Below are 21,934 nucleotides of genomic sequence, written 5' to 3' on the forward strand. Positions count from 1 at the left end.
CGGGAGTCATTGTCGACTGGACCGCTCGACTACTCTGGCGGCATGACCACCGGCACCCTGTCCCTCCCGTCGTACGACGACGCGCGCGTGGTCGTGCCCGCGCCGGGCGAGGGCGCGGGCAACTGGGCGGGAGCGGCCAGCGCGGTCCTCGTGGACGGCACGTTCTGGCTCACCTGGCGGGTGCGCCGGCCGCTGACCGACGGCCGCGGCGTGGCCGTCGTCGTCGCGCGCTCACAGGACGGTGAGACCTTCGAGCCCGTGGCCGAGGTGCGGCGCGAGGCCTTCGGGGCGGAGTCCTTCGAGCGCCCCGTGCTGGTCGCGCTCCCCGACGGCGGGTGGCGGCTGTACCTCTCCTGCGCGACGCCCGGCTCCAAGCACTGGTGGGTCGACAGCCTGACCGCGCCGTCGGTCGAGGCGATCGCGGCGGGCGAGCGCCGGGTCGTCCTCCCCGGCGACGACCGGGTCGCGGTCAAGGACCCCGTTGTGACGGTCGGCCCGGACGGGTGGGACATGTGGCTGTGCTGCCACCCGCTGAGCGAGGCGGGCCACGAGGACCGGATGACGACCCGGCACCTGACCAGCGCGGACGGTCTCGCCTGGGTCGACCGGGGCGAGGTGCTCGCCGGTCGCCCCGGGCGCTGGGACGAGCGCGGCGCACGGGTCGCGGCGGTGCTGCCGGGGTCCGGGGGCGCGCCCGCGGTCGCGTTCTACGACGGGCGCCCCGACGCCGCGTCGAACTGGTTCGAGACCACCGGCGTGGCGCGCTGGGACGGGTCCCGCTTCGTGCCGGACGACGCTCTCGGGCCCATCCGCTCGCCGTGGTCCGACGGAGCGTTCCGCTACCTCAGTGCGGTCCCGCTCCCCGACGGCCGGACCCGCTACTACGTCGAGGCGGCCCGTGCCGACGGCGCCCACGACCTGCTGACCCTCGTCCGCTGAGCGCCGCCCCTCCGGGGTCGGAGGGGCGGGAGGGCCTCAGCCGGCGGCGCTGCGCTCGCGGAACGAGCCCCGGTCGGCGGTCGAGAGCCAGTCGGAGAAGTCCTGGCCGGTGACCCGGCACAGCAGGTCGACGTCCTCGGCGAACTGGGGGAGCAGCCGTTCGCGGACCGCCGGGTCCAGGCGCGGGCGGTGGACGACCCGGGGGCCGCGCAGGGCGGCGGTGAGCGGCGCGCTGGCCCGCCGCCACAGCCGGGGCGGGCCGAACTGGCCCAGTCGGGCGCCGGTCCGCACCGCCGGCCCGAGCAGCGCGGGCCGCCAGCCGGGGGCGACGAAGGAGCGGCTGTTGTCCTGGGGCACGGAGCCGACCTGGCCCTCCCGGATCCCCAGGAAGCGGCAGGTCCGGTCCACCGCCCCCGTCGGGTCGTCGACGAGGTCGCGGTAGCGCAGGAGGAGCACCCGGTCGCGGTCGACGTGGCGGTACAGGTGGGCGAGCTGCGCGCCGTACCTGCCGAGCTCGACGTAGCGCCAGAACGGCGCCCAGCCGTCGCGGACCCGCTGCTCCTGGAGCCCGATGGTGCGCTCGAAGTCGCCCTCGGGCTCCAGGCCGTCGCACCACAGGTGCATCCAGTTGCTGTAGGCGCGGTCGATCGGGTCGCGGACGACCGCGACCAGGCGGACGCCGGGGAGCTCCTCGGCGATCCGGCGGTGGGCGCTGCGGCTCCACAGGTAGAACGGCGTGCTCTCGCCGCGGACCTGGTGCGGCGCCGCCGCCTCGAAGAGCCGCTCGTAGTCGTCGCGGCGCCAGACCCACTCCTGCTGCGAGTGCTTGTCGCCCGGGCCGCGCCAGGCCGGGGGCGGGGCGTCGTCGCAGAGCCAGTACTTCGGCTCCTTGGGGGTCGTCGTGAACACGTCGGGGTGCTGGGCGAGGGCCGCGTGCAGGGCCGTGGTCCCGGCCTTGGGTGCACCCACGAGCAGGAAGTCGGGCCGGCGCTCCATGCAAAAAGAATAGTAGGACGATCCAGAAACTGCACCCCGTGCGCGGTGACCGGGTCCGCCGACCAATCCGGTCGGGCCGGCGGTGTCGAAGGCCAAGCACCCGGTGGGCCGGCGTGGCCTGCCTCACAGAGAGGTGCCTCCCGTGCGTCGACCCACCCCCTCCTTCTTCATCTCCGTCGCCGCGTTGGTCGTGGCGACCAGCGGCACGTCGTACGCCGCCATGACGATCGGCTCCGCCGACATCAAGGACGACTCGGTCCGCAGCCAGGACGTCAAGGACGGCACGCTCAAGGCCAAGGACTTCCGTGCCGGCCAGCTCCCCGCGGGCGCGCAGGGCCCGGCCGGCCCGGCCGGCAAGGACGGTGCGGGCCGCTGGCTGCTGGTGGACGCGGCCGGCACGATCGTCGCCCAGTCCGGCGGCTTCGAGATCGTCACCGCCTACCCGACCCTCCCGAACACCGCGCCGGCCGGCAGCCCGGACAACGCGCTGCGTGCCAACGGCAACGTCTACATCGACGCCAACGAGGACCTCTCCGACAACGGCATCGTGGCCACCGTCGCCCTGCAGAACACCGTCGACCAGAACGGCGACACCGTCACCAGCGGCCGAGCCCCGGGCGCGGACGCCAACCCGGAGTTCTCCGGCGAGATCAGCGCCAGCCTGTGCAGCTTCACCGGCGCGACCGGCATCCCCACCAACTGCGCACCGGCCGCGGCCCAGAACAACACCTCGTTCGTCGTCAGCCCCCGCAACAGCGACGGCTCGGTGACGACCCCCACCAGCCGCAAGCGCTTCTACGTCGTGCTGACCGGCGACTCCTCGGACTACGCCCCCACGACCCGCTGACCCCGGCCCCGGCCGGCCACGTGGGCCGGCCGGGGCGCTGCCATGATGCGCGCCGTGACCGAGACCGCGCGGCGCCCCTGGACCCCCCGGCGGACGGTGGTGGCCTTCGGCCTGGTCAGCCTGTTCGCGGACATGGTCTACGAGGGCATGCGCTCGGTCGCCGGGCCCTTCCTCGGCACGCTCGGGGCCTCCGCGCTCACCGTCGGACTGGTGACCGGCGCCGGCGAGGCCGTCGCGCTGGTGCTGCGGTTGGTCACCGGGCCGTGGGCCGACCACAGCGGCCGGCACTGGCGCCTGACGGTCGTGGGCTACGCGATGACGGCCGTCTGCGTGCCGCTGCTCGCCGTAGCGCCCGCCCTCGGGGCCGCCGGGGTGGCGGTCGCGGCGGCGCTGATCCTCCTCGAGCGCGCCGGGAAGGCCGTCCGGAGCCCGGCGAAGTCCGCGCTCCTCGCGCGGATGGCCGCCTCCACCGGCCGGGGCCGCGGCTTCGCGGTGCACAAGGCGATGGACCAGGTCGGCGCCTTCGCCGGGCCGCTGCTGCTCGCCGGCGTCGCCGCGGCGACCGGCGTGCTCTGGGCGGGCCTGGCGCTGCTCGCCGTCCCGGGCGCGATCTGCCTCCTCCTGCTCCTCCAGCTCCGGCGCCGCGTCCCGGCGGTGGCCGACCCGGACCCGGACGACGCCGCGGAGCGCCCCGCCCCCGACCTCGCGGGCGAGGGGCGCGACGGGCTGGTGCGCAGGATGGTCGGCGCGGACCTGCCCCGCGAGCTCCACCTCTTCTCGCTCGCGGCCGCGCTCGCGACCGCCGGCCTGATGACGTTCGGCGTCATGTCGTACCGCTTCGTCGAGGACGGTCTCGTCGCGCTCGCCGCCGTGCCCCTCGTCTACGCCGCCGCGATGGCGGTCGAGGCGGTGGCGGCGCTGGCCACCGGCGACCTGTTCGACCGGCACGGCGGGCGGGTGCTGCTGGTGGTGCCGCTCGTCGTGGCGGCCGTGCCGCCGCTGGTCTTCGGTCCCACGCTGCTGGCGGTGCTCGCCGGCGTCGTGCTGTGGGGCCTGGCCACCGGGGTGCTCGACTCGACGGTCAAGGCCTACGTCGCCGAGCTCGTGCCGTCGCGGCGCCGGGCGACGGCGTACGGAGTGTTCGCGGCTGTGCAGGGCCTCGGTGCGCTGGCGGGCGGGGCGCTCGCCGGCGCGTTGGCCACCGACCACCCGCTGCTGCTGACCGGGTGCGTGGCGGTGCTGCAGGTGCTCTCGTTCGGGCTCCTCGCGCGGCTGACGCTCAGCGCCCGCCGCGGACGTCCAGCGGCGTGAGCAGGAAGACCGGGATGGTGCGGTCGGTCCGCTCCTCGTACGTCGCGTAGTTCGGCCAGGTCCGCAGCATCACCGCCCAGGCCCTCGCCCGGTCCTCGCCCTCGAGCTCGCGCCAGGCGACCGGCAGGGTGCGTCCGCCCAGGGCGGCGGTGACGGCCCCGGCCGCGGGATCGGTGGCGCGCAGGTTGCGCACCCACATCGGCATCTTCGGGTCCCCGAAGTAGGACCCCGCGACGAGCCAGCCGCCGTCGTGGGGCACGCACAGCAGCGGCGTGCTGCGCGGCACGCCGGACTTCCGCCCGGGGACGGTGAGGGTGAGGTTCGGCAGGCCGGCGACGTCGAGGATGCTGACCCGCCCACGGGTCGCGGACTGCAGCCGCTTGTCGGTCCACACCACCTGGGGCAGCAGCCTGGGCATCCAGGAGATCGCCCCGATGCGGACCGCGAGCGGCGTGAGCAGACCCATGCCCGGCAACCTAGACCAGCGAGTCGCGCGCCGGCTCGACCCGTCCACGGACCTCGCCGAGGGTGATCGAGCCGCCGTCCACGCCGGGCGCGGAGTAGCGCAGCACGACCTCGGCGCCGTCGTCGAGGAACCGCTCGCCCCACCACAGCTCCAGGAACGAGCCGCGCTGGTCCTCCGCGGGCCCGCTGATCGTGCCGGAGGCGAAGAGGTCGCCGGTGCGCACGGACGCGCCGTTCGAGGTCAGGTGCGCCAGCATCTGGGCGGGCGACCAGTACATCGAGCGGTACGGCGGCCGGCTGACGACCTCCCCGTCGAGCTCGACCTCGACCGACACGTCGAGCCCGCGGACCTGCCCGGCACCGAGGTAGGGCAGCGGTTCCGGGCGCTGCTCGGGCAGGTCGCACCACGCGGCCTCGAGGGCGGCCACCGGCGTCACCCAGTGCGAGACGGAGGTGGCGAACGACTTGCCCAGGAACGGCCCGAGCGGTGCGTACTCCCAGGCCTGCAGGTCGCGCGCGGACCAGTCGTTGAGGCCGACCACCCCGAAGACGTGCTCGCCGAAGGCGGAGTACGGCACCGGGTCGCCGATCGAGGACGGCGCACCCACCACGAAGCCCAGCTCCGCCTCGACGTCGAGCCGCCCGGTCGGGCCCCACGTCGGGCCGTCGGGGCCGCCGCGCTGGCCGCACGGCCGCACGACCGGCGTGCCGCTCGGCACGACCGTGCCCGCCCGGCCGTGGTAGCCGACGGGCAGGTGCCGCCAGTTCGGCAGCAGCGGCTCGGAGTCCGGCCGCAGGATCCGGCCGACGTTGGTCGCGTGGTGCTCGGAGGCGTAGAAGTCGACGTAGTCGGCGACCTCGAACGGCAGGTGCAGCTCCACCTCGTCCAGCGCGATCGTCTCGGCGCCGCCCTCGAGCAGCGCGCGGACCTCCTCGCGGGTCTGCCGCCACACCTCCGGGCCGAGCGCCATGAACGGGTTGAGCGACGACGTCGCGAGCTCGGGGCGGCCGGTCGCGGCTGCGAGGTCGAGCACGCGGTCCTCGTGGCGCACGCCGACGCGGCGCTGGTCGCCGGCGACGGAGAAGACGCCGTAGGGCAGGTGGTCGAGGCCGAATCCGGTGCTCACGCGAGCCCCAGTGCCCGAATGTCGGCCATCGGTTCATCGATGCTGCACGAGCCGAACGACGTGAACCACCGCCGGGCCCCGGCCAGCTCGGCGACGTCCGGCTGCAGGTCGCGGTCCTCGAGCGTGGCCACGACCTCGGCGGTCGAGGCGCCGTCGAAGGCGCGCCGGGTGGCGGTCAGCAGGTTGAGGAACCCGTGCCGGTCCACCCCGTCGTCGCCGGTGTGGCGCAGCGCCCGGTGCAGCCCGGCGGTGCAGCGGAACGGCGTCTCGCGGTCGAGCGCGGCGTCGACCCAGGACGCGAGCAGCGCAGGGGACGGCACCTGGTGCGCGTCGAGCCCGCCAGTGCGCAGCTTGAGCCGCAGCTCCGCGGCGGCGACCTCGTCGGCCGCGGCCAGCCAGGCGTACGACGTCTCGGACTGCGGCAGCTCGACGTGCACCGGCACGTCCTCGGCGAGCACCCCTTCCGCCCGGGCGGCGTCGACGGCCGCGACGACGCGCCGGGCGTTGCCCGCGGGGTCGTCGAGGTCGCGCAGGGCCACGTCGAGCCCGGCGAGGGCGAGGCCCCGCTTGCCGCAGAGGGCGGCCGGGCCGGCGAGCTGGCCCGCCCCGCCGGTGACCACGACGGTCACCGGTCCGGAGAAGCCGGCCGGGAGCGCCGGCAGGTCGGTGTCGCGGAGGACGAACGAGCCGACCAGCGCGGCCGGCTCGCCGGTGCGGTCGACGTACGCGCGGACGGCGGTGGTGAGGTCGGCGTCGCCGGGCGGGAAGACCGCGGCGTCGTCGACGAGGCCGGTCCAGAAGTGTTCCGTCGTCACGGCGGCCACGATAGCGTCGACGCACATATCGGACACACGCGTCCGACTATCGGAGGGCGCGTGCACGCGAAGGAGTCGTGCCATGGCCTACTACCGCTCCGTCGGCGACGTCCCGCGCACGCGGCACACCCAGCACCGCGACGCCGAGGGGCGCCTCCTGCCCGAGGAGCTGATGGGGGAGGAGGGGTTCAGCTCGGACTCCTCGCTGCTGCACCACCGCGGCGTGCCGTCGGCCGTCGTGGCCTCCGAGGTGTGGACGCTGCCGGACCAGGCGCGGGTGCCCAACCACCCGCTCAAGCCGCGCCACCTGCGGCTGCACGAGCTGGTCACCGGCCCCGACGCGGTGACCGACCGCCGGCTCGTGCTGGGCAACGGCGACGTCCGGATCTCCTACGTCGTCACCGGCACCGAGCCCTCGGCCTACCACCGCGACGCCGTGGGCGACGAGTGCGTCTTCGTGGAGTCCGGGAGCGGCGTGGTCGAGACCGTCCTGGGCGTCGTGCCCTACCGCGCCGGCGACTACGTCGTGCTGCCCCGTGCGACGACGCACCGCTGGGTGCCGGCCGAGCCGAGCAGCCTCTACTGCATCGAGGCGAGCGGCCACGTCGCCCCGCCGAAGCGGTACCTCTCCCGCTACGGGCAGCTGCTCGAGCACGCGCCGTACTCCGAGCGCGACCTGCACGGCCCCGACGAGCCCTTCCTCGTCGAGGGCACCGACGTCGAGGTGCTCGTCAGGCACCGCACCTCGGCCGGGATCGTCGGCACCCGCCTGGTGCACGCGACGCACCCCTTCGACGTGGTCGGGTGGGACGGGTGCCTCTACCCCTACACCCTGAACATCGAGGACTTCATGCCGATCACGGGCAAGGTGCACCAGCCGCCGCCGGTGCACCAGGTCTTCGAGGGCCACGGCTTCGTGGTGTGCAACTTCCTGCCGCGCAAGGTCGACTACCACCCGCTGGCGGTGCCCGTGCCCTACTACCACTCCAACGTCGACAGCGACGAGGTGATGCTCTACGTCGCCGGCGACTACGAGGCGCGCAAGGGCTCGGGCATCGGGCTCGGGTCGGTCTCGCTGCACCCGGGTGGGCACGCCCACGGACCCCAGCCCGCCGCGATCGAGGCGTCCCTGGGGGCCGAGCGGTTCGAGGAGACCGCGGTCATGGTCGACACCTTCGCCCCGCTCGAGCTCGGCGAGGGCGGGCTGGCGTGCGAGGACCCCGACTACGCCTGGTCCTGGGCGGGACGACGCCTCTGACCGGTGGGTCGGGGCGGTCGAGGAGCGACCGTCGGCGCGCCGGGCCATGATGGGCGGGTGACCGGACCCGAGGTGCTGACCCCGCGCGACGTGCCCCTGGGCGGGCCACGCGCGATGACCGTGCGGCGGACGCTGCCCCAGCGCGACCGCACGCTGATCGGCGCGTGGTGCTTCCTGGACCACTACGGCCCCGACGACGTCGCCGAGACCGGCGGCATGGTGGTGCCGCCGCACCCGCACACCGGGCTGCAGACGGTCAGCTGGCTCTTCACCGGCGAGATCGAGCACCGCGACAGCGCCGGGAACGTCGCGACGGTCCGGCCAGGCGAGGTCAACCTGATGACCGCCGGCCACGGCATCAGCCACTCCGAGGTGTCGCCGGCGACCACCAGCGTGCTGCACGGCGCGCAGCTGTGGGTGGCGCTGCCGGACGCGCACCGCGACACCGACCCGGGCTTCGTCCACCACGTGCCCGAGCCGGTGGTCGGTGCGGGCTTCGTGGCCCGGGTCTTCCTCGGCTCGTTGCTCGGCAGCACCTCGCCGGTCCCGACGTTCACCCCGCTGCTCGGGGCCGAGCTCCTGCTCGACCCCGGTGCCGAGGCCGTGCTCGAGGTGGACCCCGGGTTCGAGCACGGCGTGCTCGTCGACGCCGGCGCGGTGGTCCTCGGCGACCAGCCGGTCGGCAAGGACGAGCTGTGCTACCTCCCGCCCGGGGCGGAGCGGCTCGTCCTGCGGGCCGGTGACGCGCCGGCCCGGCTGCTGCTGCTCGGCGGGCCGCCGTTCGGCGAGGCGATCGTCATGTGGTGGAACTTCGTCGGACGCTCGCACGAGGAGGTCGTCGCCTTCCGGGAGGCCTGGCAGGGCCAGGTCCTGGCGGGCCCCGGGACGCCCGCCGACGAGCAGCACCCCGACGCGGCGGGCGGGCTGCCCGAGCGGCCGGCCGCCGAGCAGCGGGTCGTCGCGAGCGGCCAGGACGTCCGTCCCGGGCGGTTCGGCGTGGTGCCGGGCCAGGAGCTCCCGCCGATCCCGGCGCCGCCGCTGCCCAACGCCCGTCTCCGGGAGCGCCGGTGACCGGACCGGTCGTCGGGGAGGACGGCGTCCCGCGCTGCCCCTGGGCGGGTGCTCCGGGACTGATGCGCGACTACCACGACGTCGAGTGGGGGAAGCCGGTCGCGGGTGAGTCGGCACACCTGGAGCGGCTCACCCTCGAGGCTTTCCAGTCCGGGCTGTCCTGGGCGACGATCCTGCGCAAGCGCGAGGCGTTCCGGGCGGCGTTCGCGGGCTTCGAGCCCGACGTCGTGGCGGCGTACGACGACGCCGACCGCGCCCGCCTGATGGCCGACGCCGGGATCGTCCGCAACCGGCTCAAGGTCGACGCGGCGATCACCAACGCGCGCGCGACGGTCGCGCTGCGCGAGCGCGAGGGGCTCGAGGGGCTGCTCCGGTCCTACGCCCCGGAGGTCCCGCCGGCCCCCGCGACGACCGAGGAGGTCGCCACGACCTCGTCGGGCTCGGTGGCGATGTCGAAGGAGCTCAAGCGCCGCGGCTTCGTCTTCGTGGGCCCCACGACCATGCACGCGCTGATGGAGGCCCTCGGGATCTTCGACCCGCACCTGGTCGGCTGCCACCGCCGCGGGACCTGACCGGCAGGATGCGGGGGTGCGCGCAGACCTCGTCGTCGGAATCACCTGGCTCGTCGTGTGCCAGCTCCTAGGGGAGGTGCTGGTCCGGCTGACCGACGCACCCGTGCCCGCGCCCGTGGTGGGGATGGTGGTCCTCCTCCTCGCCCTGGAGGTGCGTCGCCGGCGCGGCCACGACACCGAGCAGGACGCCCCGGTCCGGGCCGCGGACGCGCTGCTGCGCCACCTGCAGCTGCTGTTCGTGCCGGCCGGCGTCGGGGTCGTCGGGTACCTCGGCGTGGTCCGCCAGGACGCCGTGCCCATCGTCGTGTCGGTCGCCGGCTCCTGGGTCCTCGGCCTGGTCGCCGTGGGCTGGACGACCCGGCTGCTCGAGCGCCGGCCCCAGGAGGAGCGGACGTGAGGGAGCTGGTCGAGTCGCCGGTCTTCCTCCTGGCGCTCACGCTGGTGACCTACCAGCTCGGGCGTCGGGTCCGCGACCTCACCGGCGCGCACGCGCTGGCGCAGCCGGTGCTGGTCGCGGTCGTGCTGACCGGCGGCACCATCGTCGCCCTCGACGTGGACGCGGCGACGTACGCCGAGGGGGTGCAGGTGATCTCGTTCTGGCTCGGCGCCGCGACGGTCGCCCTGGCGGTGCCGCTGCACCGGCAGGTCTCCCGGCTGCGGGGCTTCGTCGTGCCGATGCTGGTCGCGATCCCCGTCGGGGCCGTCGTCTCGGTCGTCTCGGTGGTGGTGCTCGCCCGTTGGACGGGTGCCGACGAGGTGCTCGCGCGCACGCTCAGCCCCAAGGCGGCGACCACGCCTGTCTCTATCGCGCTCTCCGAGACGGTCGGCGGCGTCCCGTCGCTGACCGCCGCGCTGACCATCGCCGTGGGCATCCTCGGCGCGGTGGCCGGGCCGGCGGTGCTGACGCTGGCCCGGGTGACCGACCGGCGCGCGCGTGGCCTGGCCCTGGGCGCCGTCTCGCACGGCATCGGCGCCTCGCGGGCGCTGGCCGAGGACGAGACCGAGGGTGCGTTCGCCGGGCTCGCCATGGGGCTCTCCGCCCTCGCCACGAGCCTCCTGCTGCCGCTGCTGCTCCCGCTCCTGCTCTAGCCCGGGCTCCGGCGTCCGCGGGCGTCGCTGTGGGAGGTTGTCGCCGTGCCCCCGGGACCCCGCATCCACGCCTTCCGCGACGACGCCCTCGCCGACCACGACGCCGTCGGACTGGTCGAGGCGCTGCACCGCGGGGTCGTGAGCGCCCGCGAGGTGGTCGACGCGGCGATCGCCCGGGTGGAGGCCGTCGACCCGGCGCTCGGCGCCGTCGCCCACCGGGCCCACGACCGGGCGCGGGCCGAGGCGCGCAACCCCCGGGGCGGCTACTTCGCCGGCGTGCCGACCTTCCTTAAGGACAACGTCGACGTCGCCCGGATGCCCACCCAGCACGGGAGCGACGCCTTCGTGGCGCGCCCACCGCGGCGCGACGGCGACCTCGCCCGGATGTACCTCGCCACCGGCCTGCTGCCGCTGGGCAAGACGCGGCTCTCGGAGTTCGGCTTTTCCCCGGCCGCCGAGCACGCCCGGCTGGGGCCGGTGCGCAACCCCTGGTCGACCGACCACACGGCCGGCGCGTCCTCGGCCGGGTCCGCGGCCCTGGTCGCCGCAGGTGCCGTGCCGATCGCCCACGCCAACGACGGCGGCGGCTCGATCCGCATCCCGGCCGCGGCCTGCGGGCTGGTCGGCCTCAAGCCGACCCGGGGCCGCCTCGCCCAGGACGTCATGCACCGCACGATGCCGGTCCGGATCGTCGCCGACGGGGTGGTCACCCGCAGCGTCCGCGACACCGCGGCGTTCCTGCGCGAGGCCGAGCGGGTCTACCGGGCGCTCCACCTGCCGCCGATCGGCGACGTCACGCGGCCCGGGCGACGCCGGCTCCGGGTCGGCGTCGTCACCGCGGCCGCCGGCCGGACGGCGAGCCCGGAGGTCGCGGCCCTCACGCGCCGTACCGCCGACCTGCTGGCGGGCCTCGGCCACCACGTCGAGGAGGCGGCCTCGCCGGCCCCGCCGACCTTCGCCGAGGACTTCCTGCTGCACTGGGGCCTGCTCGCCACCGCGATCGTCCGCACCGGCCGGGCCACCCACGGCCGCTCCTGGGACCTCAGCCGCTGCGACCCGCTGACCCGGGGCCTGGACCGTCTCGCCACCCGCAACCTCCACCGCCTGCCCGCCGCAGTCAGGCGGCTGCGCCGGGCGCCGGCGCTGGGCGCGGCGTTCCACGAGCGGTACGACGTCGTGCTGAGCCCGACCCTGGCGACCACCACGCCCCTGGTCGGCCACCTCGACGCCTCGGTGGGCTACGAGGAGGTGATGGAGCGGGTGCTGCAGTGGGTGGCCTTCACGCCCTGGCAGAACGCCACCGGCGAGCCGGCCGTCTCCCTGCCCCTCGCGACGACCGCCGAGGGGCTCCCGCAGGGGATGATGCTCGGCGCCGGAGCGGGGCGCGAGCAGCTGCTGCTGGAGCTCGCCCTGGAGCTCGAGGAGGCCTCGCCGCCCGCTCGGATCACCGGCTCCGCGGGTCTCGGAAGGACCTCCTGACCGCGGTCGTGGGCCCGATTTTGTGGTCCCGGATGACGTCTGTATGGTTCTCCGTCGTTGCCCCTTTAGCTCAGTCGGCAGAGCGTCTCCATGGTAAGGAGAAGGTCTACGGTTCGATTCCGTAAAGGGGCTCTGGGAAGCGGGATTGCATCGGCCGGTAACCTGGCCGGTGCAGCCCTGTCCCGGTGGCGGGGTAGCTCAGGTGGTTAGAGCACACGGCTCATAATCGTGGTGTCGCGGGTTCGAGTCCCGCCCCCGCTACTTCGAACCACCGCTGATCCCCACTCAGCACCCGGATCACGTTGCAGCACCGCAGCACCCCGACCCAGAAGGACTTCCCGTGGCCTCCAAGAGCTCCGACGTTCGCCCCAAGATCACGCTCGCCTGTGTCGAGTGCAAGGAGCGGAACTACATCACGAAGAAGAACCGCCGCAACGACCCCGACCGGCTCGAGCTGGCGAAGTTCTGCCCCCGCTGCCGTTGCCACCGGGCTCACCGCGAGACCCGCTGACGCAACCCCCGCTCTCCTCGAACGACCCGCCCGGCACGCCGGGCGGGTCGTTCGGCATTTTCCGACGGCTCTGCCGGCCCCTCCGACGACGACTCCGCGCGCGGGAGTAACCGAGCCGGGTGGAAGGCCGTTGTGTGGGCATGGTCACACGCCGCCTCGCCGCCGTCCTCCTCGCCTCGGCGGTCGCCTCGAGCACAGCGATCGCCCTCGCCCTCGCCGTCCCCCTCGCCGGCCCCGCCGGTGCCGGCCAGTCGGCGGGCGCGGGCGACACCCGGGGCCGCTCCTTCGTCCTGCGCACCGTGGAGGGCGACGACGGCCCCCGGCCCGCCGACGCGGCCGCCTGCCGCGAGCGGGCCGGCGCCCGCGGGGCCCTCGTCCCGCTCGAGCTCGGCTCGAGGCTCTTCAGCGTGACCACGTCCGAGGCCGACGGTCGCGTGGTCGACGAGACGCGCCGACGCCTCGGCAGCGGCTACCTCTGCGTGCTCGCGCCCGACCCGCGGGCCGCCGTGGACGAGCAGGGTGCGGGCGGCGCGGCGTACGCCCGGCTCCACCTGCCCACCGTCGGGCGCGTCGAGGCCGAGGGGTGGTGCGCCTTCGTGCCCGCCCCGGCCCAGGTGGGAGCCGTCCACGTGGCCTGCCGGCTGGAGCTGCTGCCCGACCGCCGGACCGGCGTCGTCCGTGGGGCCCTCGCCACCAACACCCTCCTGGCGCCGGTCGGCGACCTGCAGCCCTCCGGGTCGCTGTGGACGGCGTACGTCGAGACGCGTGCCGGCACTGAGCCCCGGCCGGCTCCCGCGGCGCCCCTCGTCCCCGGCACCCTGGCCGGGTCCGGCCTCGGCCCGCGCGCGACGTACGTCGTGGCTCGTGGTCGGCGGATCGCCGACCCGCCGCCGTCGCGCTGCGCGGGCACGCCGCACGAGAGCTCGCTGCACCGCGTGGCGACCCGCGGCCGGACCGGCTCCGTGCCGACCGGCTCCGGACGGCGCGTCGGCCTGCTCGTCAGCTGCACCGGGAACTTCGAGGCCAACGGCCTGCTGACGGCGGTGCTGCGCGTCACCGGCCCGTCCGGTGACCGGGTCGAGCTGCAGGCCGAGGGGCGCTGCGTCGACCGTGGGCGGCCGACCGCGGCGCTGCAGCGCACCTGTGGGCTGCGGGTGCTGCCGGCGCCGCAGGCGGGCGTGCAGGGTGGCCTGGTGACGACCCTGGGCCCCGCGCTCGCCCCCGTCGGCGAGGTCGGCCCGGGCGACCGCCCGCTCGTGGCGGTGTCCCTCGTCCCGCTCGGCTGAGCGCCGAGGGCGCCGGTAGGGTCGAGGGCATGCCGGTCGACCCCTCCCTCGTGGGCAGGACCTTCCCGCCCACGCGGCCCTACACCGTCTCCGAGGAGAAGGTGCGCGAGCTCGCCGCGACCACCGGCGCCGTCTGGGACGGCGGTCCGGTGCCGCCGACGTTCCCGATCGTGCTGGCGTTCGAGGCGATGAACGCCTTCCTCGACTCCGAGGGCATCGAGCTGTCGCGGATCGTCCACGGCGACCAGAAGTTCCGCTACGAGCGGCCGGTCCGCGTCGGCGACGTGCTGACCGCCGCGCTCACCGTCGCCAGCGTCCGCTCCATCGGCGGCAACGAGATCATCGGCACCACCAGCGAGGTCGTCGACGCCGACGGTGCGCTGGTCTGCGCGACCAGCGCGACCCTCGTCCACCGGGGCGTCGCATGACCCTCGAGGCGGGCACCGAGCTCGCGACCCAGCGGTACGTCGTCCGCCGCGCCGACCTGGTGCGCTACGCCGGCGCCTCGGGCGACCTCAACCCGATCCACTGGTCCGACCGGGTCGCGACCGCGGTGGGACTGCCCGGCGTGATCGCGCACGGGATGTACACCCTCGCCCTCGCCGCGCGGGCCGTCGCGACCTGGACCGACGACGCCGAGGTCGTCGAGCTGGGCGCGAAGTTCACCAACCCCGTCGTCGTCCCCGACGACGACACCGGCGTCGAGATCGAGGTCGCCGGCACGGTCTCCTCGGTCGAGGACGGCCGCGTCGCCATCGCCCTGGTCGTCACCTCCGGCGGCCAGAAGGTGCTGGGCATGCCGAAGGCCGTCGTCCGTGCCTGACCTGCTCCGCGACCACACCACGCTCCGGCTCGGTGGTCCCGCGGGCGAGCTCGTCGTCGCGATCACCGAGGAGGAGCTCCTCACCGCGCTGGACACCGACCGGCCCGTGCTGGTCCTCGGCGGCGGCAGCAACCTCGTGGTCGCCGACGAGGGCTTCGACGGCCGCGTCGTCAAGGTCGCCACGACCGGCATCAGCGCCGACGTCGAGGACGACGACCCCACCTGCGGCGGCGTGCTCGTCACCGTGGCGGCGGGGGAGTCCTGGGACCACCTGGTCGAGGTCGCGGTGGAGCGGGGCTGGGTCGGTGTCGAGGCGCTGTCGGGGATCCCGGGCTCGGTCGGGGCCACCCCGGTCCAGAACGTCGGCGCCTACGGCCAGGAGGTGTCCCAGACCATCGCGTCGGTGCGCGTCTGGGACCGCGTCCTGCGGGGCGTGCGCACGTTCGCCAACGCCGACTGCGGGTTCGGCTACCGGCACTCCCGCTTCAAGGCCGACCCGGGCCGCCACGTCGTCCTCTCGGTGACCTTCCAGCTGGGCCAGGGCACCCTCGGCGCGCCCGTGCAGTACGCCGAGCTGGCCCGTGCCCTCGGCGTCGAGCTCGGCCGGCGCGCGCCCCTGCGCGAGGTCCGCGAGGCCGTCCTCGCGCTGCGCGGTGGCAAGGGGATGGTCCTCGACGACGCCGACCCCGACACCTGGAGCGCCGGGTCGTTCTTCACCAACCCCGTCGTCCCCGCGGACCGGGTGCCCGACGGTGCGCCGGCGTGGCCCGCCGGCGACGGCCTGGTGAAGACCTCCGCCGCCTGGCTCATCGACCACGCCGGCTTCGGCAAGGGGTACGGCGCCGGCCGGGTGTCGCTGTCGACCAAGCACGCCCTCGCGCTGACCAACCGCGGCGGCGCCACCACCGCCGAGCTGCTCGACCTGGCCCGCGAGGTGCGCGACGGCGTCGAGGCGGCGTACGGCATCCGGCTGGTCAACGAGCCGGTGCTGGTCGGCTGCGAGCTCTAGCCGCGCTCCGGCGGTCGAATCGGCAGGGAAGCGTCAACATCCCAAGTAAACGTGGGATCTCCACGCTCCGCGGGTGTTGCAAAGGCCGCGAAGCGTCAACATCCCAGGTTCACTTGGGATGTTGCGCCAGCCACTCCTCGACCCCCGCCAGCCCGGCGGCGACGACGTCCGAGGGCGCGCGGGAGGCACGGAACGACATCCGGGCGAGCTCGGCGAGCGTGGTGTCCGGGAGGTCGTGGGCGGCGCGCATGGTGGCGTACTGCCCGGCGAGGCGGGAGCCGAACAGCAGCGGGTCGTCGGCGCCCAGCGCGACGGTCGCGCCGGCGGCGAGCAGCGTGGGCAGCGGCACGGAGGTGAGGTCGGAGTAGACGCCGAGGGCGACGTTGGAGACCGGGCAGACCTCGAGCGCGACACCGGCCTCGACGATCCGCTCCAGGAGCGCCGGGTCCTCGGCCGAGCGCACGCCGTGGCCCAGCCGGTCCGCGTGCAGGGCGTCCAGGCAGACCCGCACGTGCTCGGGCCCGCGCAGCTCGCCGCCGTGGGGGACGAGCGCCAGGCCCGCCTGCTCGGCGATCCCGAACGCGCGCTCGAAGTCGGCGGTGGTGCCGCGCCGCTCGTCGTTGGAGAGGCCGAAGCCGACCACGCCACGGCCGGCGTACTGCGCCGCCAGCCGGGCCAGGGTGCGCGCGTCGAGCGGGTGCCGGGTGCGGTTGGCCGCGACGACCAGGGCGATGCCCAGGCCGGTGCTGCGCGAGGCGTCCGCCACGGCGTCGAGCACGAGGTCGGTGAACGCCGTGATCCCGCCGAACCGCGCGGCGTACCCACTGGGGTCGACCTGGATCTCCAGCCACCGCCCGCCGTCGGCGACGTCGTCCTCGGCCGCCTCCCGCACCAGCCGGCGCACGTCGTCCTCGGTGCGCAGCACCGACCGGGCGACGTCGTAGAGCCGCTGGAACCGGAACCAGCCCTTCTCGTCGGCCGCGCTCAGCTGCGGCGGCCAGTCCGCGACCAGCTGGTCGGGCAGCCGGATCCCGTCGCGCTCGGCGAGCTCGAGCAGCGTCGAGTGCCGCATGGAGCCGGTGAAGTGCAGGTGCAGGTGCGCCTTGGGCAGCCCGCGGAGGTCGCGCGGACCCGCGGGCTGCTCGGCGGAAGGGATCAAGCGAAGAGCTTCTGCAGCCGGGAGACGCCCTCGACCAGGTCGTCGTCGCCCAGGGCGTAGGAGAGCCGCAGGTAGCCCGGGGACCCGAAGGCCTCGCCCGGGACGACCGCCACCTCGGCCTTCTCCAGGATGTACTCGGCCAGGTCCACGGAGGTGTCGATGACCTTCCCGTCGTACTCCTTGCCGAGCAGGCCCTTGACCGAGGGGTAGGCGTAGAACGCGCCGGTCGGCGTCGGGCAGACGACGCCGTCGATCTCGTTGAGCATCGAGACGATCGTCCTCCGTCGGCGGTCGAAGGCCTTCTTCATCTCCTCCACGGCGGTGAGGTCGCCCTCGACGGCGGCGAGCGCCGCGCGCTGGGAGACGTTGGCGACGTTCGAGGTGGCGTGGGACTGCAGGTTGCCGGCGGCCTTGATGAGGTCGGTCGGCGCGATGATCCAGCCGACCCGCCAGCCGGTCATCGCGTAGGTCTTCGCGACGCCGTTCACGATCACGGTGTTGTCGGCGAGGAAGGGGCACAGCACCGGCAGCGAGCCGGTCTCGACGCCGTCGTAGACGAGGTGCTCGTAGATCTCGTCGGTGAGCACCCAGAGGCCGTTGTCCTCGACCCACCGGCCGATCGCGCGGATCTCGTCGGCGGTGTAGACCGCACCGGTCGGGTTCGACGGGGAGACGAACAGCAGCACCTTCGTCTTCTCGGTGCGCGCCGCCTCGAGCTGCTCCACGGTGACCTTGTAGTCCTGGGTCTCGTCGGCCAGGACCTCGACGGGCACGCCGCCGGCCAGCTGGATCGACTCGGGGTAGGTGGTCCAGTACGGCGCCGGCACGATGACCTCGTCGCCCGGGTCGAGCATCGCGGCGAAGGCCTCGTAGATCGCCTGCTTCCCGCCGTTGGTGACCAGCACCTGCGCGGGGTCGACGTCGAGGCCGCTGTCGCGCTTGGTCTTCGCGGCGATCGCCTTCTTCAGCTCCGGCAGGCCGCCGGCGGGGGTGTAGCGGTGGTTCTTGGGGTCCCGGCACGCCTCGACCGCCGCCTCGACGATGTAGTCGGGGGTGGGGAAGTCCGGCTCGCCGGCGCCGAAGCCGATGACCGGCCGGCCCTCGGCCTTGAGCGCCTTGGCCTTCGCGTCGACCTTCAGCGTCGCCGACTCGGCGATCGCGCCGATGCGGCGGGAGACGCGCCGCTCGCGCGGGCTGGTGGTCACGGGCTGTCCGGGCTGGGAGCTCATGGGCCCATCGTAGGGGCGCGGTGCCCACCCGCTCCCGGGGGTTTCGAGGGGCGTTTGGACTCGGCCTCGGTGTTCCCCGTAGACTCCGTGACTGGTGGCTTCCGCTCCATGCCTTGGCATGCCCGGAAGCTCCACCGGAGGGCACTAGCTCAACTGGCAGAGCATCGGTCTCCAAAACCGAAGGTTGGGGGTTCAAGTCCCTCGTGCCCTGCAGATCAGCAGCACCACAAGAGATCGGAAGAGGTGACCGGCGTGTCGGACGGCAACGCGGTCCGTGGGACCCGAGAGGGCAAGGCTGACAAGCCGCGCACGGGACCGGCGACCTTCTACCGCCAGGTCGTCGCCGAGCTGCGCAAGGTCGTCTACCCGACCCAGGAGCAGCTGGTCACGTACTTCTTCGTGGTCCTGGTCTTCGTCCTCGTGCTGATGGCGATCGTCTCGCTCCTGGACCTCGGCTTCGGCCAGCTGGCGTTCGAGGTCTTCGCGGGGAACAGCGACCAGTGACCCCGGCCCGGCGCTGCCGGACCAGATCACGACCCACCTGACGAACCAACTGATGGAGCACCACGTGTCGGAGCAGTACGACGAGACCGAGGCGACCCCGACGGCGGACGAGCCGTCGCTGGAGGACGTCTTCGGCCAGCCCGACGAGGGCTCCGAGATCGAGCTCGACCCGGCGCTGGACACCGAGGTCACCGACGAGGACACCGACGAGGCGATGGGTGTCGACCTCGACCTCCCCTCCGCCGACGAGGTCGACGCGGACCACGCCCTCGAGGCCGCCGACGACGACGCCCCGGTCGACGAGGCCGACGCGTCCGACGAGGAGGCCGCCGACGACGAGGACCCGCTCGAGGCGTTCCGCCGCGAGCTGTGGGCCAAGCCCGGTGACTGGTTCGTCGTGCACACCTACTCCGGCATGGAGAACCGGGTGAAGTCGAACCTGGAGAACCGCATCATCTCCCTCAACATGGAGGACTACATCCACGAGATCGTGGTCCCCACCGAGGAGGTCGCGGAGATCAAGAACGGCCAGCGCAAGATGGTCAAGCGGACCGTCCTGCCCGGTTACGTCCTCGTCCGCATGGACCTGACCGACGAGTCGTGGGCCGCCGTGCGCCACACGCCGTCGGTGACCGGCTTCGTCGGCCACAGCCACCAGCCGGTGCCGCTGAGCATGAGCGAGGTCGAGAACATGCTGGCCCCCGCTGTCGTCGCCCGCGCCGAGGCCGAGGCGGCCGCCGCCGGCACCGCGGCCCCCGCGACCGGCAGCGCCACCACCGCGAAGAAGCCCGTCGAGGTCGCCGACTTCGACGTCGCCGACTCGGTCATGGTGGTCGACGGCCCGTTCGCCACGCTGCACGCGACGATCACCGAGATCAACGCCGAGTCCCAGCGGGTCAAGGCGCTCGTGGAGATCTTCGGCCGCGAGACCCCGGTCGAGCTGTCGTTCTCCCAGATCCAGCGCGTCTGAGGGCCGGCCCGGTCACGGGCCACGGATTTCACACACCACGCCGCGCCGCGCAGAATGGTGCGGTTGCTCGAGCAACAGCAGGTGGCAGAGGGCGACGTACGCCCTCGTCATGACCACGGAAGAGAAAGAGACAGAGCATGCCTCCGAAGAAGAAGATCGCTGCGCTGGTCAAGGTGCAGCTGCAGGCCGGTGCCGCGACGCCGGCCCCGCCGGTCGGTACCGCCCTCGGTCCGCACGGCGTCAACATCATGGAGTTCTGCAAGGCGTACAACGCCCAGACGGAGTCCATGCGCGGCAACGTCGTCCCGGTCGAGATCACGATCTACGAGGACCGGTCCTTCACCTTCATCACGAAGACCCCGCCTGCCGCGGAGCTGATCAAGAAGGCCGCCGGCCTGCAGAAGGGCTCGGGCGTCCCGCACAAGGAGAAGGTCGGCAAGCTGACCAAGGACCAGGTGCGCGAGATCGCCACGACCAAGCTGCCCGACCTGAACGCGAACGACATCGACGCGGCCATGAAGATCGTCGAGGGCACCGCCCGGTCCATGGGCGTCACGACCGACTGATCCAGTCGCTCCCCGCCTGGTGACAGGCACCCCGTACACCCCCGTGGCAGGGCCGCGCTGGCCCACCTGACCACACTGGAAGAGAAGAGACCCAGACATGCAGCGCAGCAAGACCTACCGCGCGGCGGCCGAGCAGTTCGACAAGGACGAGCTCCACGCCCCGCTCCAGGCCATCAAGGTGGCCAAGTCGACCTCGAAGAAGAAGTTCGACGAGACCGTCGACGTCGTGATGCGCCTCGGCGTCGACCCCCGCAAGGCCGACCAGATGGTCCGCGGCACCGTCAACCTGCCCCACGGCACCGGCAAGACCGCCCGCGTCCTGGTGTTCGCGAACGGTGACAAGGCCGAGGCCGCCCGTGAGGCCGGCGCCGACGTCGTCGGCGGCGACGAGCTGATCGAGAAGGTCTCCGGCGGCTGGCTCGACTTCGACGCCGTCGTCGCGACCCCCGACATGATGGGCAAGGTCGGTCGCCTCGGCCGCGTGCTCGGCCCCCGCGGCCTCATGCCGAACCCGAAGACCGGCACCGTGACGCCGGACGTGGCCAAGGCCGTGACCGACATCAAGGGCGGCAAGATCGAGTTCCGCGTCGACCGCCACGCCAACCTGCACTTCATCATCGGCAAGGCGTCGTTCTCCGAGGCCCAGCTCGCGGAGAACTACGCCGCGGCGCTGGAGGAGATCCTCCGCCTCAAGCCGGCCAGCTCCAAGGGCCGCTACCTGCGGAAGGTCACCGTCTCCACGACGATGGGCCCCGGCATCCAGGTCGACCCGAACCGCATCAAGAACGTCGCGCAGGAGGACGAGGCCGCCACGGCCTGAGTCCCACCAGCAGCACTCGCCGCCCCGGTCACCAGCAGGTGACCGGGGCGGCGTACGTTCGCGACCGTGAGCCACCGCTGCGTCGTGCTCGACGACTACCAGGGCGTCGCGCTCCAGCACGTCGCGTGGTCGCGGCTCGAGGGGGTCCACGTGTCCGCCGTGCGCGAGCACCTGGCCGGCGAGGACCTGGTGGCCGCCCTGGCCGGGGCGGACGTCGTGGTGGCGATGCGTGAGCGGACGCCGTTCGACGCGGCACTGCTCGACCGGCTCCCGGACCTGCGGCTGCTGGTGACGACCGGTCGGCGCAACCCCTCCATCGACCTGGACGCCTGCCGGGAGCGGGGGATCACGGTCTGTGCGACCTCCGCGCTGGCCACCCCCACGGTCGAGCTCACCTGGGCGCTGGTGCTCGGGCTGGCCCGGCACCTGCTGCCGGAGTCCCGCGCGCTCGCCGGCGGCGGGTGGCAGACGACGGTCGGGACCGACCTGGCCGGGTCCACGCTCGGGGTGGTGGGCCTGGGGCGGATCGGGTCGAGGGTCGCCGCCCTCGGGCAGGCCTTCGACATGGACGTGGTCGCCTGGAGCCCCCACCTCACCGCCGAGCGTGCGGCCGCGGCGGGGGTCCGGGCGGTGGGCAAGGAGGAGCTGATCGCGTCCGCCGACGTCGTGACCCTCCACCTGGTGCTCGGTCCCGGCACCCACCGCACCCTCGGGGCGGACGAGCTGGCGCGGATGCGCCCGACGGCGTACCTCGTCAACACCGCGCGGGCGGGCCTGGTCGACACCGACGCCCTGCTGGCGGCGCTGGACGCGGGCGGGATCGCCGGCGCGGGCCTGGACGTCCACGACACCGAGCCGCTGCCCGCCGACCACCCGGTGCGGACCCACCCGCGCGTGCTGGCCACGCCGCACCTGGGCTACGTGACGGCCGACAACTACCGCACGTTCTTCACCGAGGCGGCCGAGGACGTCGCGGCCTGGCTGGCGGGGGAGCCGGTCCGGGTGCTCACCTGACCGGCGGCCGCCGATTTGGTCGCGTCCCGGGCCCGCCGTACAGTTCTGCCCTGAAACCAGAGACCGCCGGTTGC

25 protein-coding genes and 3 tRNA genes are annotated in these 21,934 nt (G+C 74.1%); 22 read left to right on the forward strand and 6 right to left on the reverse strand.

Going from position 1 to position 21,934, the window contains the following annotated elements:
* The first annotated feature begins 42 nt into the window (after window positions 1-42).
* Entirely contained in the window at window positions 43-939 is an 897-nt protein-coding gene (locus AB0N29_RS10875; protein WP_364866548.1) for a hypothetical protein, read from the forward strand.
* A 36-nt stretch (window positions 940-975) separates the two neighbouring features.
* On the opposite strand, the gene AB0N29_RS10880 is transcribed toward AB0N29_RS10875, so the two are convergent.
* A complete protein-coding gene (locus AB0N29_RS10880; protein WP_364866550.1) occupies window positions 976-1,935 on the reverse strand; it encodes a sulfotransferase in 960 nt (319 codons plus the stop codon).
* A gap of 142 nt (window positions 1,936-2,077) precedes the next feature.
* Here AB0N29_RS10880 and AB0N29_RS10885 point away from each other — a divergent pair, with 142 nt between their 5' ends.
* Both AB0N29_RS10885 and AB0N29_RS10890 read left to right on the forward strand, forming a co-directional pair.
* Window positions 2,078-2,782, forward strand: coding sequence for a hypothetical protein (locus tag AB0N29_RS10885; protein ID WP_364866552.1), 705 nt, complete (start codon window positions 2,078-2,080; stop codon window positions 2,780-2,782).
* Window positions 2,783-2,836: 54 nt separating this feature from the next.
* On the forward strand, window positions 2,837-4,093 hold the full coding sequence (locus AB0N29_RS10890; protein WP_364866554.1) for an MFS transporter: 1,257 nt from the start codon (window positions 2,837-2,839) through the stop codon (window positions 4,091-4,093).
* Here the strand turns inward: AB0N29_RS10890 and AB0N29_RS10895 are convergent.
* The 3 genes from AB0N29_RS10895 to AB0N29_RS10905 are packed head-to-tail and all read right to left on the reverse strand — an operon-like array spanning window position 4,062 to window position 6,500.
* Window positions 4,062-4,559 carry a nitroreductase family deazaflavin-dependent oxidoreductase gene (locus AB0N29_RS10895; RefSeq protein WP_364866556.1) on the reverse strand — a complete coding sequence of 166 codons (498 nt, stop codon included), beginning with the start codon at window positions 4,557-4,559 and terminating at the stop codon, window positions 4,062-4,064. The genes AB0N29_RS10890 and AB0N29_RS10895 overlap by 32 nt on opposite strands.
* A 10-nt stretch (window positions 4,560-4,569) precedes the next feature.
* Window positions 4,570-5,685: a fumarylacetoacetate hydrolase family protein gene (locus tag AB0N29_RS10900; protein WP_364866558.1), complete on the reverse strand. Its 1,116-nt coding sequence runs from the start codon at window positions 5,683-5,685 to the stop codon at window positions 4,570-4,572.
* Complete coding sequence (locus AB0N29_RS10905; RefSeq protein ID WP_364866560.1) at window positions 5,682-6,500, reverse strand: hypothetical protein; 819 nt, start codon at window positions 6,498-6,500, stop codon at window positions 5,682-5,684. The genes AB0N29_RS10900 and AB0N29_RS10905 overlap by 4 nt, the downstream gene beginning before the upstream one ends.
* 82 nt (window positions 6,501-6,582) lie before the next feature.
* Between AB0N29_RS10905 and AB0N29_RS10910 the strand changes: the two genes are divergently transcribed.
* From AB0N29_RS10910 to AB0N29_RS10970, 13 genes are all read left to right on the forward strand, one after another.
* Window positions 6,583-7,758 carry a homogentisate 1,2-dioxygenase domain-containing protein gene (locus AB0N29_RS10910; RefSeq protein WP_364866562.1) on the forward strand — a complete coding sequence of 392 codons (1,176 nt, stop codon included), beginning with the start codon at window positions 6,583-6,585 and terminating at the stop codon, window positions 7,756-7,758.
* 57 nt (window positions 7,759-7,815) lie between these two features.
* Complete coding sequence (locus AB0N29_RS10915) at window positions 7,816-8,829, forward strand: pirin family protein (protein ID WP_364866564.1); 1,014 nt, start codon at window positions 7,816-7,818, stop codon at window positions 8,827-8,829.
* On the forward strand, window positions 8,826-9,401 hold the full coding sequence (locus AB0N29_RS10920) for a DNA-3-methyladenine glycosylase I (protein ID WP_364866566.1): 576 nt from the start codon (window positions 8,826-8,828) through the stop codon (window positions 9,399-9,401). Before AB0N29_RS10915 ends, AB0N29_RS10920 begins: the two co-directional genes overlap by 4 nt.
* Before the next feature lie 16 nt (window positions 9,402-9,417).
* Window positions 9,418-9,798, forward strand: coding sequence for a CidA/LrgA family protein (locus AB0N29_RS10925; protein ID WP_364866568.1), 381 nt, complete (start codon window positions 9,418-9,420; stop codon window positions 9,796-9,798).
* Entirely contained in the window at window positions 9,795-10,490 is a 696-nt protein-coding gene (locus AB0N29_RS10930; protein WP_364866570.1) for an LrgB family protein, read from the forward strand. Before AB0N29_RS10925 ends, AB0N29_RS10930 begins: the two co-directional genes overlap by 4 nt.
* 45 nt (window positions 10,491-10,535) lie before the next feature.
* Entirely contained in the window at window positions 10,536-11,969 is a 1,434-nt protein-coding gene (locus AB0N29_RS10935) for an amidase (RefSeq protein ID WP_364866572.1), read from the forward strand.
* A gap of 59 nt (window positions 11,970-12,028) precedes the next feature.
* Window positions 12,029-12,101: transfer RNA gene (locus AB0N29_RS10940), tRNA-Thr, on the forward strand.
* 55 nt (window positions 12,102-12,156) lie between these two features.
* Window positions 12,157-12,230 (forward strand) — tRNA-Met (locus AB0N29_RS10945).
* 79 nt (window positions 12,231-12,309) lie between these two features.
* A complete protein-coding gene (rpmG, locus tag AB0N29_RS10950) occupies window positions 12,310-12,480 on the forward strand; it encodes a 50S ribosomal protein L33 (RefSeq protein WP_280610067.1) in 171 nt (56 codons plus the stop codon).
* Between the two features lie 140 nt (window positions 12,481-12,620).
* On the forward strand, window positions 12,621-13,766 hold the full coding sequence (locus AB0N29_RS10955; RefSeq protein ID WP_364866575.1) for a hypothetical protein: 1,146 nt from the start codon (window positions 12,621-12,623) through the stop codon (window positions 13,764-13,766).
* Between the two features lie 29 nt (window positions 13,767-13,795).
* Entirely contained in the window at window positions 13,796-14,194 is a 399-nt protein-coding gene (locus tag AB0N29_RS10960; RefSeq protein WP_302269593.1) for a MaoC family dehydratase N-terminal domain-containing protein, read from the forward strand.
* The gene (locus AB0N29_RS10965; RefSeq protein WP_302269595.1) at window positions 14,191-14,589 is read left to right on the forward strand and encodes a MaoC/PaaZ C-terminal domain-containing protein; all 399 of its coding nucleotides are present in this window, start codon (window positions 14,191-14,193) and stop codon (window positions 14,587-14,589) included. The genes AB0N29_RS10960 and AB0N29_RS10965 overlap by 4 nt, the downstream gene beginning before the upstream one ends.
* On the forward strand, window positions 14,582-15,598 hold the full coding sequence (locus tag AB0N29_RS10970) for a UDP-N-acetylmuramate dehydrogenase (protein ID WP_364866577.1): 1,017 nt from the start codon (window positions 14,582-14,584) through the stop codon (window positions 15,596-15,598). Before AB0N29_RS10965 ends, AB0N29_RS10970 begins: the two co-directional genes overlap by 8 nt.
* Window positions 15,599-15,707: 109 nt before the next feature.
* Here the strand turns inward: AB0N29_RS10970 and AB0N29_RS10975 are convergent, their stop codons facing one another.
* Window positions 15,708-16,757 carry an adenosine deaminase gene (locus AB0N29_RS10975; protein ID WP_364866579.1) on the reverse strand — a complete coding sequence of 350 codons (1,050 nt, stop codon included), beginning with the start codon at window positions 16,755-16,757 and terminating at the stop codon, window positions 15,708-15,710.
* Window positions 16,754-17,986, reverse strand: coding sequence for a pyridoxal phosphate-dependent aminotransferase (locus tag AB0N29_RS10980; protein ID WP_364866581.1), 1,233 nt, complete (start codon window positions 17,984-17,986; stop codon window positions 16,754-16,756). The genes AB0N29_RS10975 and AB0N29_RS10980 overlap by 4 nt, the downstream gene beginning before the upstream one ends.
* A gap of 138 nt (window positions 17,987-18,124) precedes the next feature.
* On the opposite strand from AB0N29_RS10980, the gene AB0N29_RS10985 reads away from it, so the two are divergent.
* The 6 genes from AB0N29_RS10985 to AB0N29_RS11010 all read left to right on the forward strand — a co-directional run bounded on the left by AB0N29_RS10985 (window position 18,125) and on the right by AB0N29_RS11010 (window position 21,860).
* Window positions 18,125-18,197 (forward strand) — tRNA-Trp (locus AB0N29_RS10985).
* Between the two features lie 41 nt (window positions 18,198-18,238).
* Window positions 18,239-18,490, forward strand: a complete 252-nt coding sequence (secE, locus tag AB0N29_RS10990) for a preprotein translocase subunit SecE (protein ID WP_302269599.1) — start codon at window positions 18,239-18,241, stop codon at window positions 18,488-18,490.
* A 52-nt stretch (window positions 18,491-18,542) separates the two neighbouring features.
* Complete coding sequence (gene nusG, locus AB0N29_RS10995; protein ID WP_364866584.1) at window positions 18,543-19,460, forward strand: transcription termination/antitermination protein NusG; 918 nt, start codon at window positions 18,543-18,545, stop codon at window positions 19,458-19,460.
* Window positions 19,461-19,597: 137 nt separating this feature from the next.
* The gene (gene rplK, locus AB0N29_RS11000) at window positions 19,598-20,026 is read left to right on the forward strand and encodes a 50S ribosomal protein L11 (RefSeq protein ID WP_302269601.1); all 429 of its coding nucleotides are present in this window, start codon (window positions 19,598-19,600) and stop codon (window positions 20,024-20,026) included.
* 97 nt (window positions 20,027-20,123) lie between these two features.
* Window positions 20,124-20,846, forward strand: coding sequence for a 50S ribosomal protein L1 (gene rplA / locus AB0N29_RS11005; RefSeq protein ID WP_302269602.1), 723 nt, complete (start codon window positions 20,124-20,126; stop codon window positions 20,844-20,846).
* A gap of 66 nt (window positions 20,847-20,912) precedes the next feature.
* Window positions 20,913-21,860 carry a D-2-hydroxyacid dehydrogenase family protein gene (locus tag AB0N29_RS11010; protein ID WP_364866587.1) on the forward strand — a complete coding sequence of 316 codons (948 nt, stop codon included), beginning with the start codon at window positions 20,913-20,915 and terminating at the stop codon, window positions 21,858-21,860.
* Window positions 21,861-21,934: the final 74 nt, after the last annotated feature.

Origin of the sequence: Nocardioides sp. NPDC092400 (assembly GCF_040684155.1) — a bacterium.
GTDB lineage: Bacteria > Actinomycetota > Actinomycetes > Propionibacteriales > Nocardioidaceae > Nocardioides.

Excerpts from the sequence above, each read along its gene's own strand:
- AB0N29_RS10875 (WP_364866548.1), top strand. The coding sequence starts at position 43 with ATGACCACCGGCACCCTGTCCCTCCCGTCGTACGACGACGCGCGCGTG.
- AB0N29_RS10880 (WP_364866550.1), bottom strand. The coding sequence starts at position 1,935 with ATGGAGCGCCGGCCCGACTTCCTGCTCGTGGGTGCACCCAAGGCCGGG.
- AB0N29_RS10895 (WP_364866556.1), bottom strand. The coding sequence starts at position 4,559 with ATGGGTCTGCTCACGCCGCTCGCGGTCCGCATCGGGGCGATCTCCTGG.
- AB0N29_RS10910 (WP_364866562.1), top strand. The coding sequence starts at position 6,583 with ATGGCCTACTACCGCTCCGTCGGCGACGTCCCGCGCACGCGGCACACC.
- AB0N29_RS10955 (WP_364866575.1), top strand. The coding sequence starts at position 12,621 with ATGGTCACACGCCGCCTCGCCGCCGTCCTCCTCGCCTCGGCGGTCGCC.
- AB0N29_RS10960 (WP_302269593.1), top strand. The coding sequence starts at position 13,796 with ATGCCGGTCGACCCCTCCCTCGTGGGCAGGACCTTCCCGCCCACGCGG.
- AB0N29_RS10965 (WP_302269595.1), top strand. The coding sequence starts at position 14,191 with ATGACCCTCGAGGCGGGCACCGAGCTCGCGACCCAGCGGTACGTCGTC.
- AB0N29_RS10980 (WP_364866581.1), bottom strand. The coding sequence starts at position 17,986 with ATGAGCTCCCAGCCCGGACAGCCCGTGACCACCAGCCCGCGCGAGCGG.
- nusG (WP_364866584.1), top strand. The coding sequence starts at position 18,543 with ATGGAGCACCACGTGTCGGAGCAGTACGACGAGACCGAGGCGACCCCG.
- rplK (WP_302269601.1), top strand. The coding sequence starts at position 19,598 with ATGCCTCCGAAGAAGAAGATCGCTGCGCTGGTCAAGGTGCAGCTGCAG.
- rplA (WP_302269602.1), top strand. The coding sequence starts at position 20,124 with ATGCAGCGCAGCAAGACCTACCGCGCGGCGGCCGAGCAGTTCGACAAG.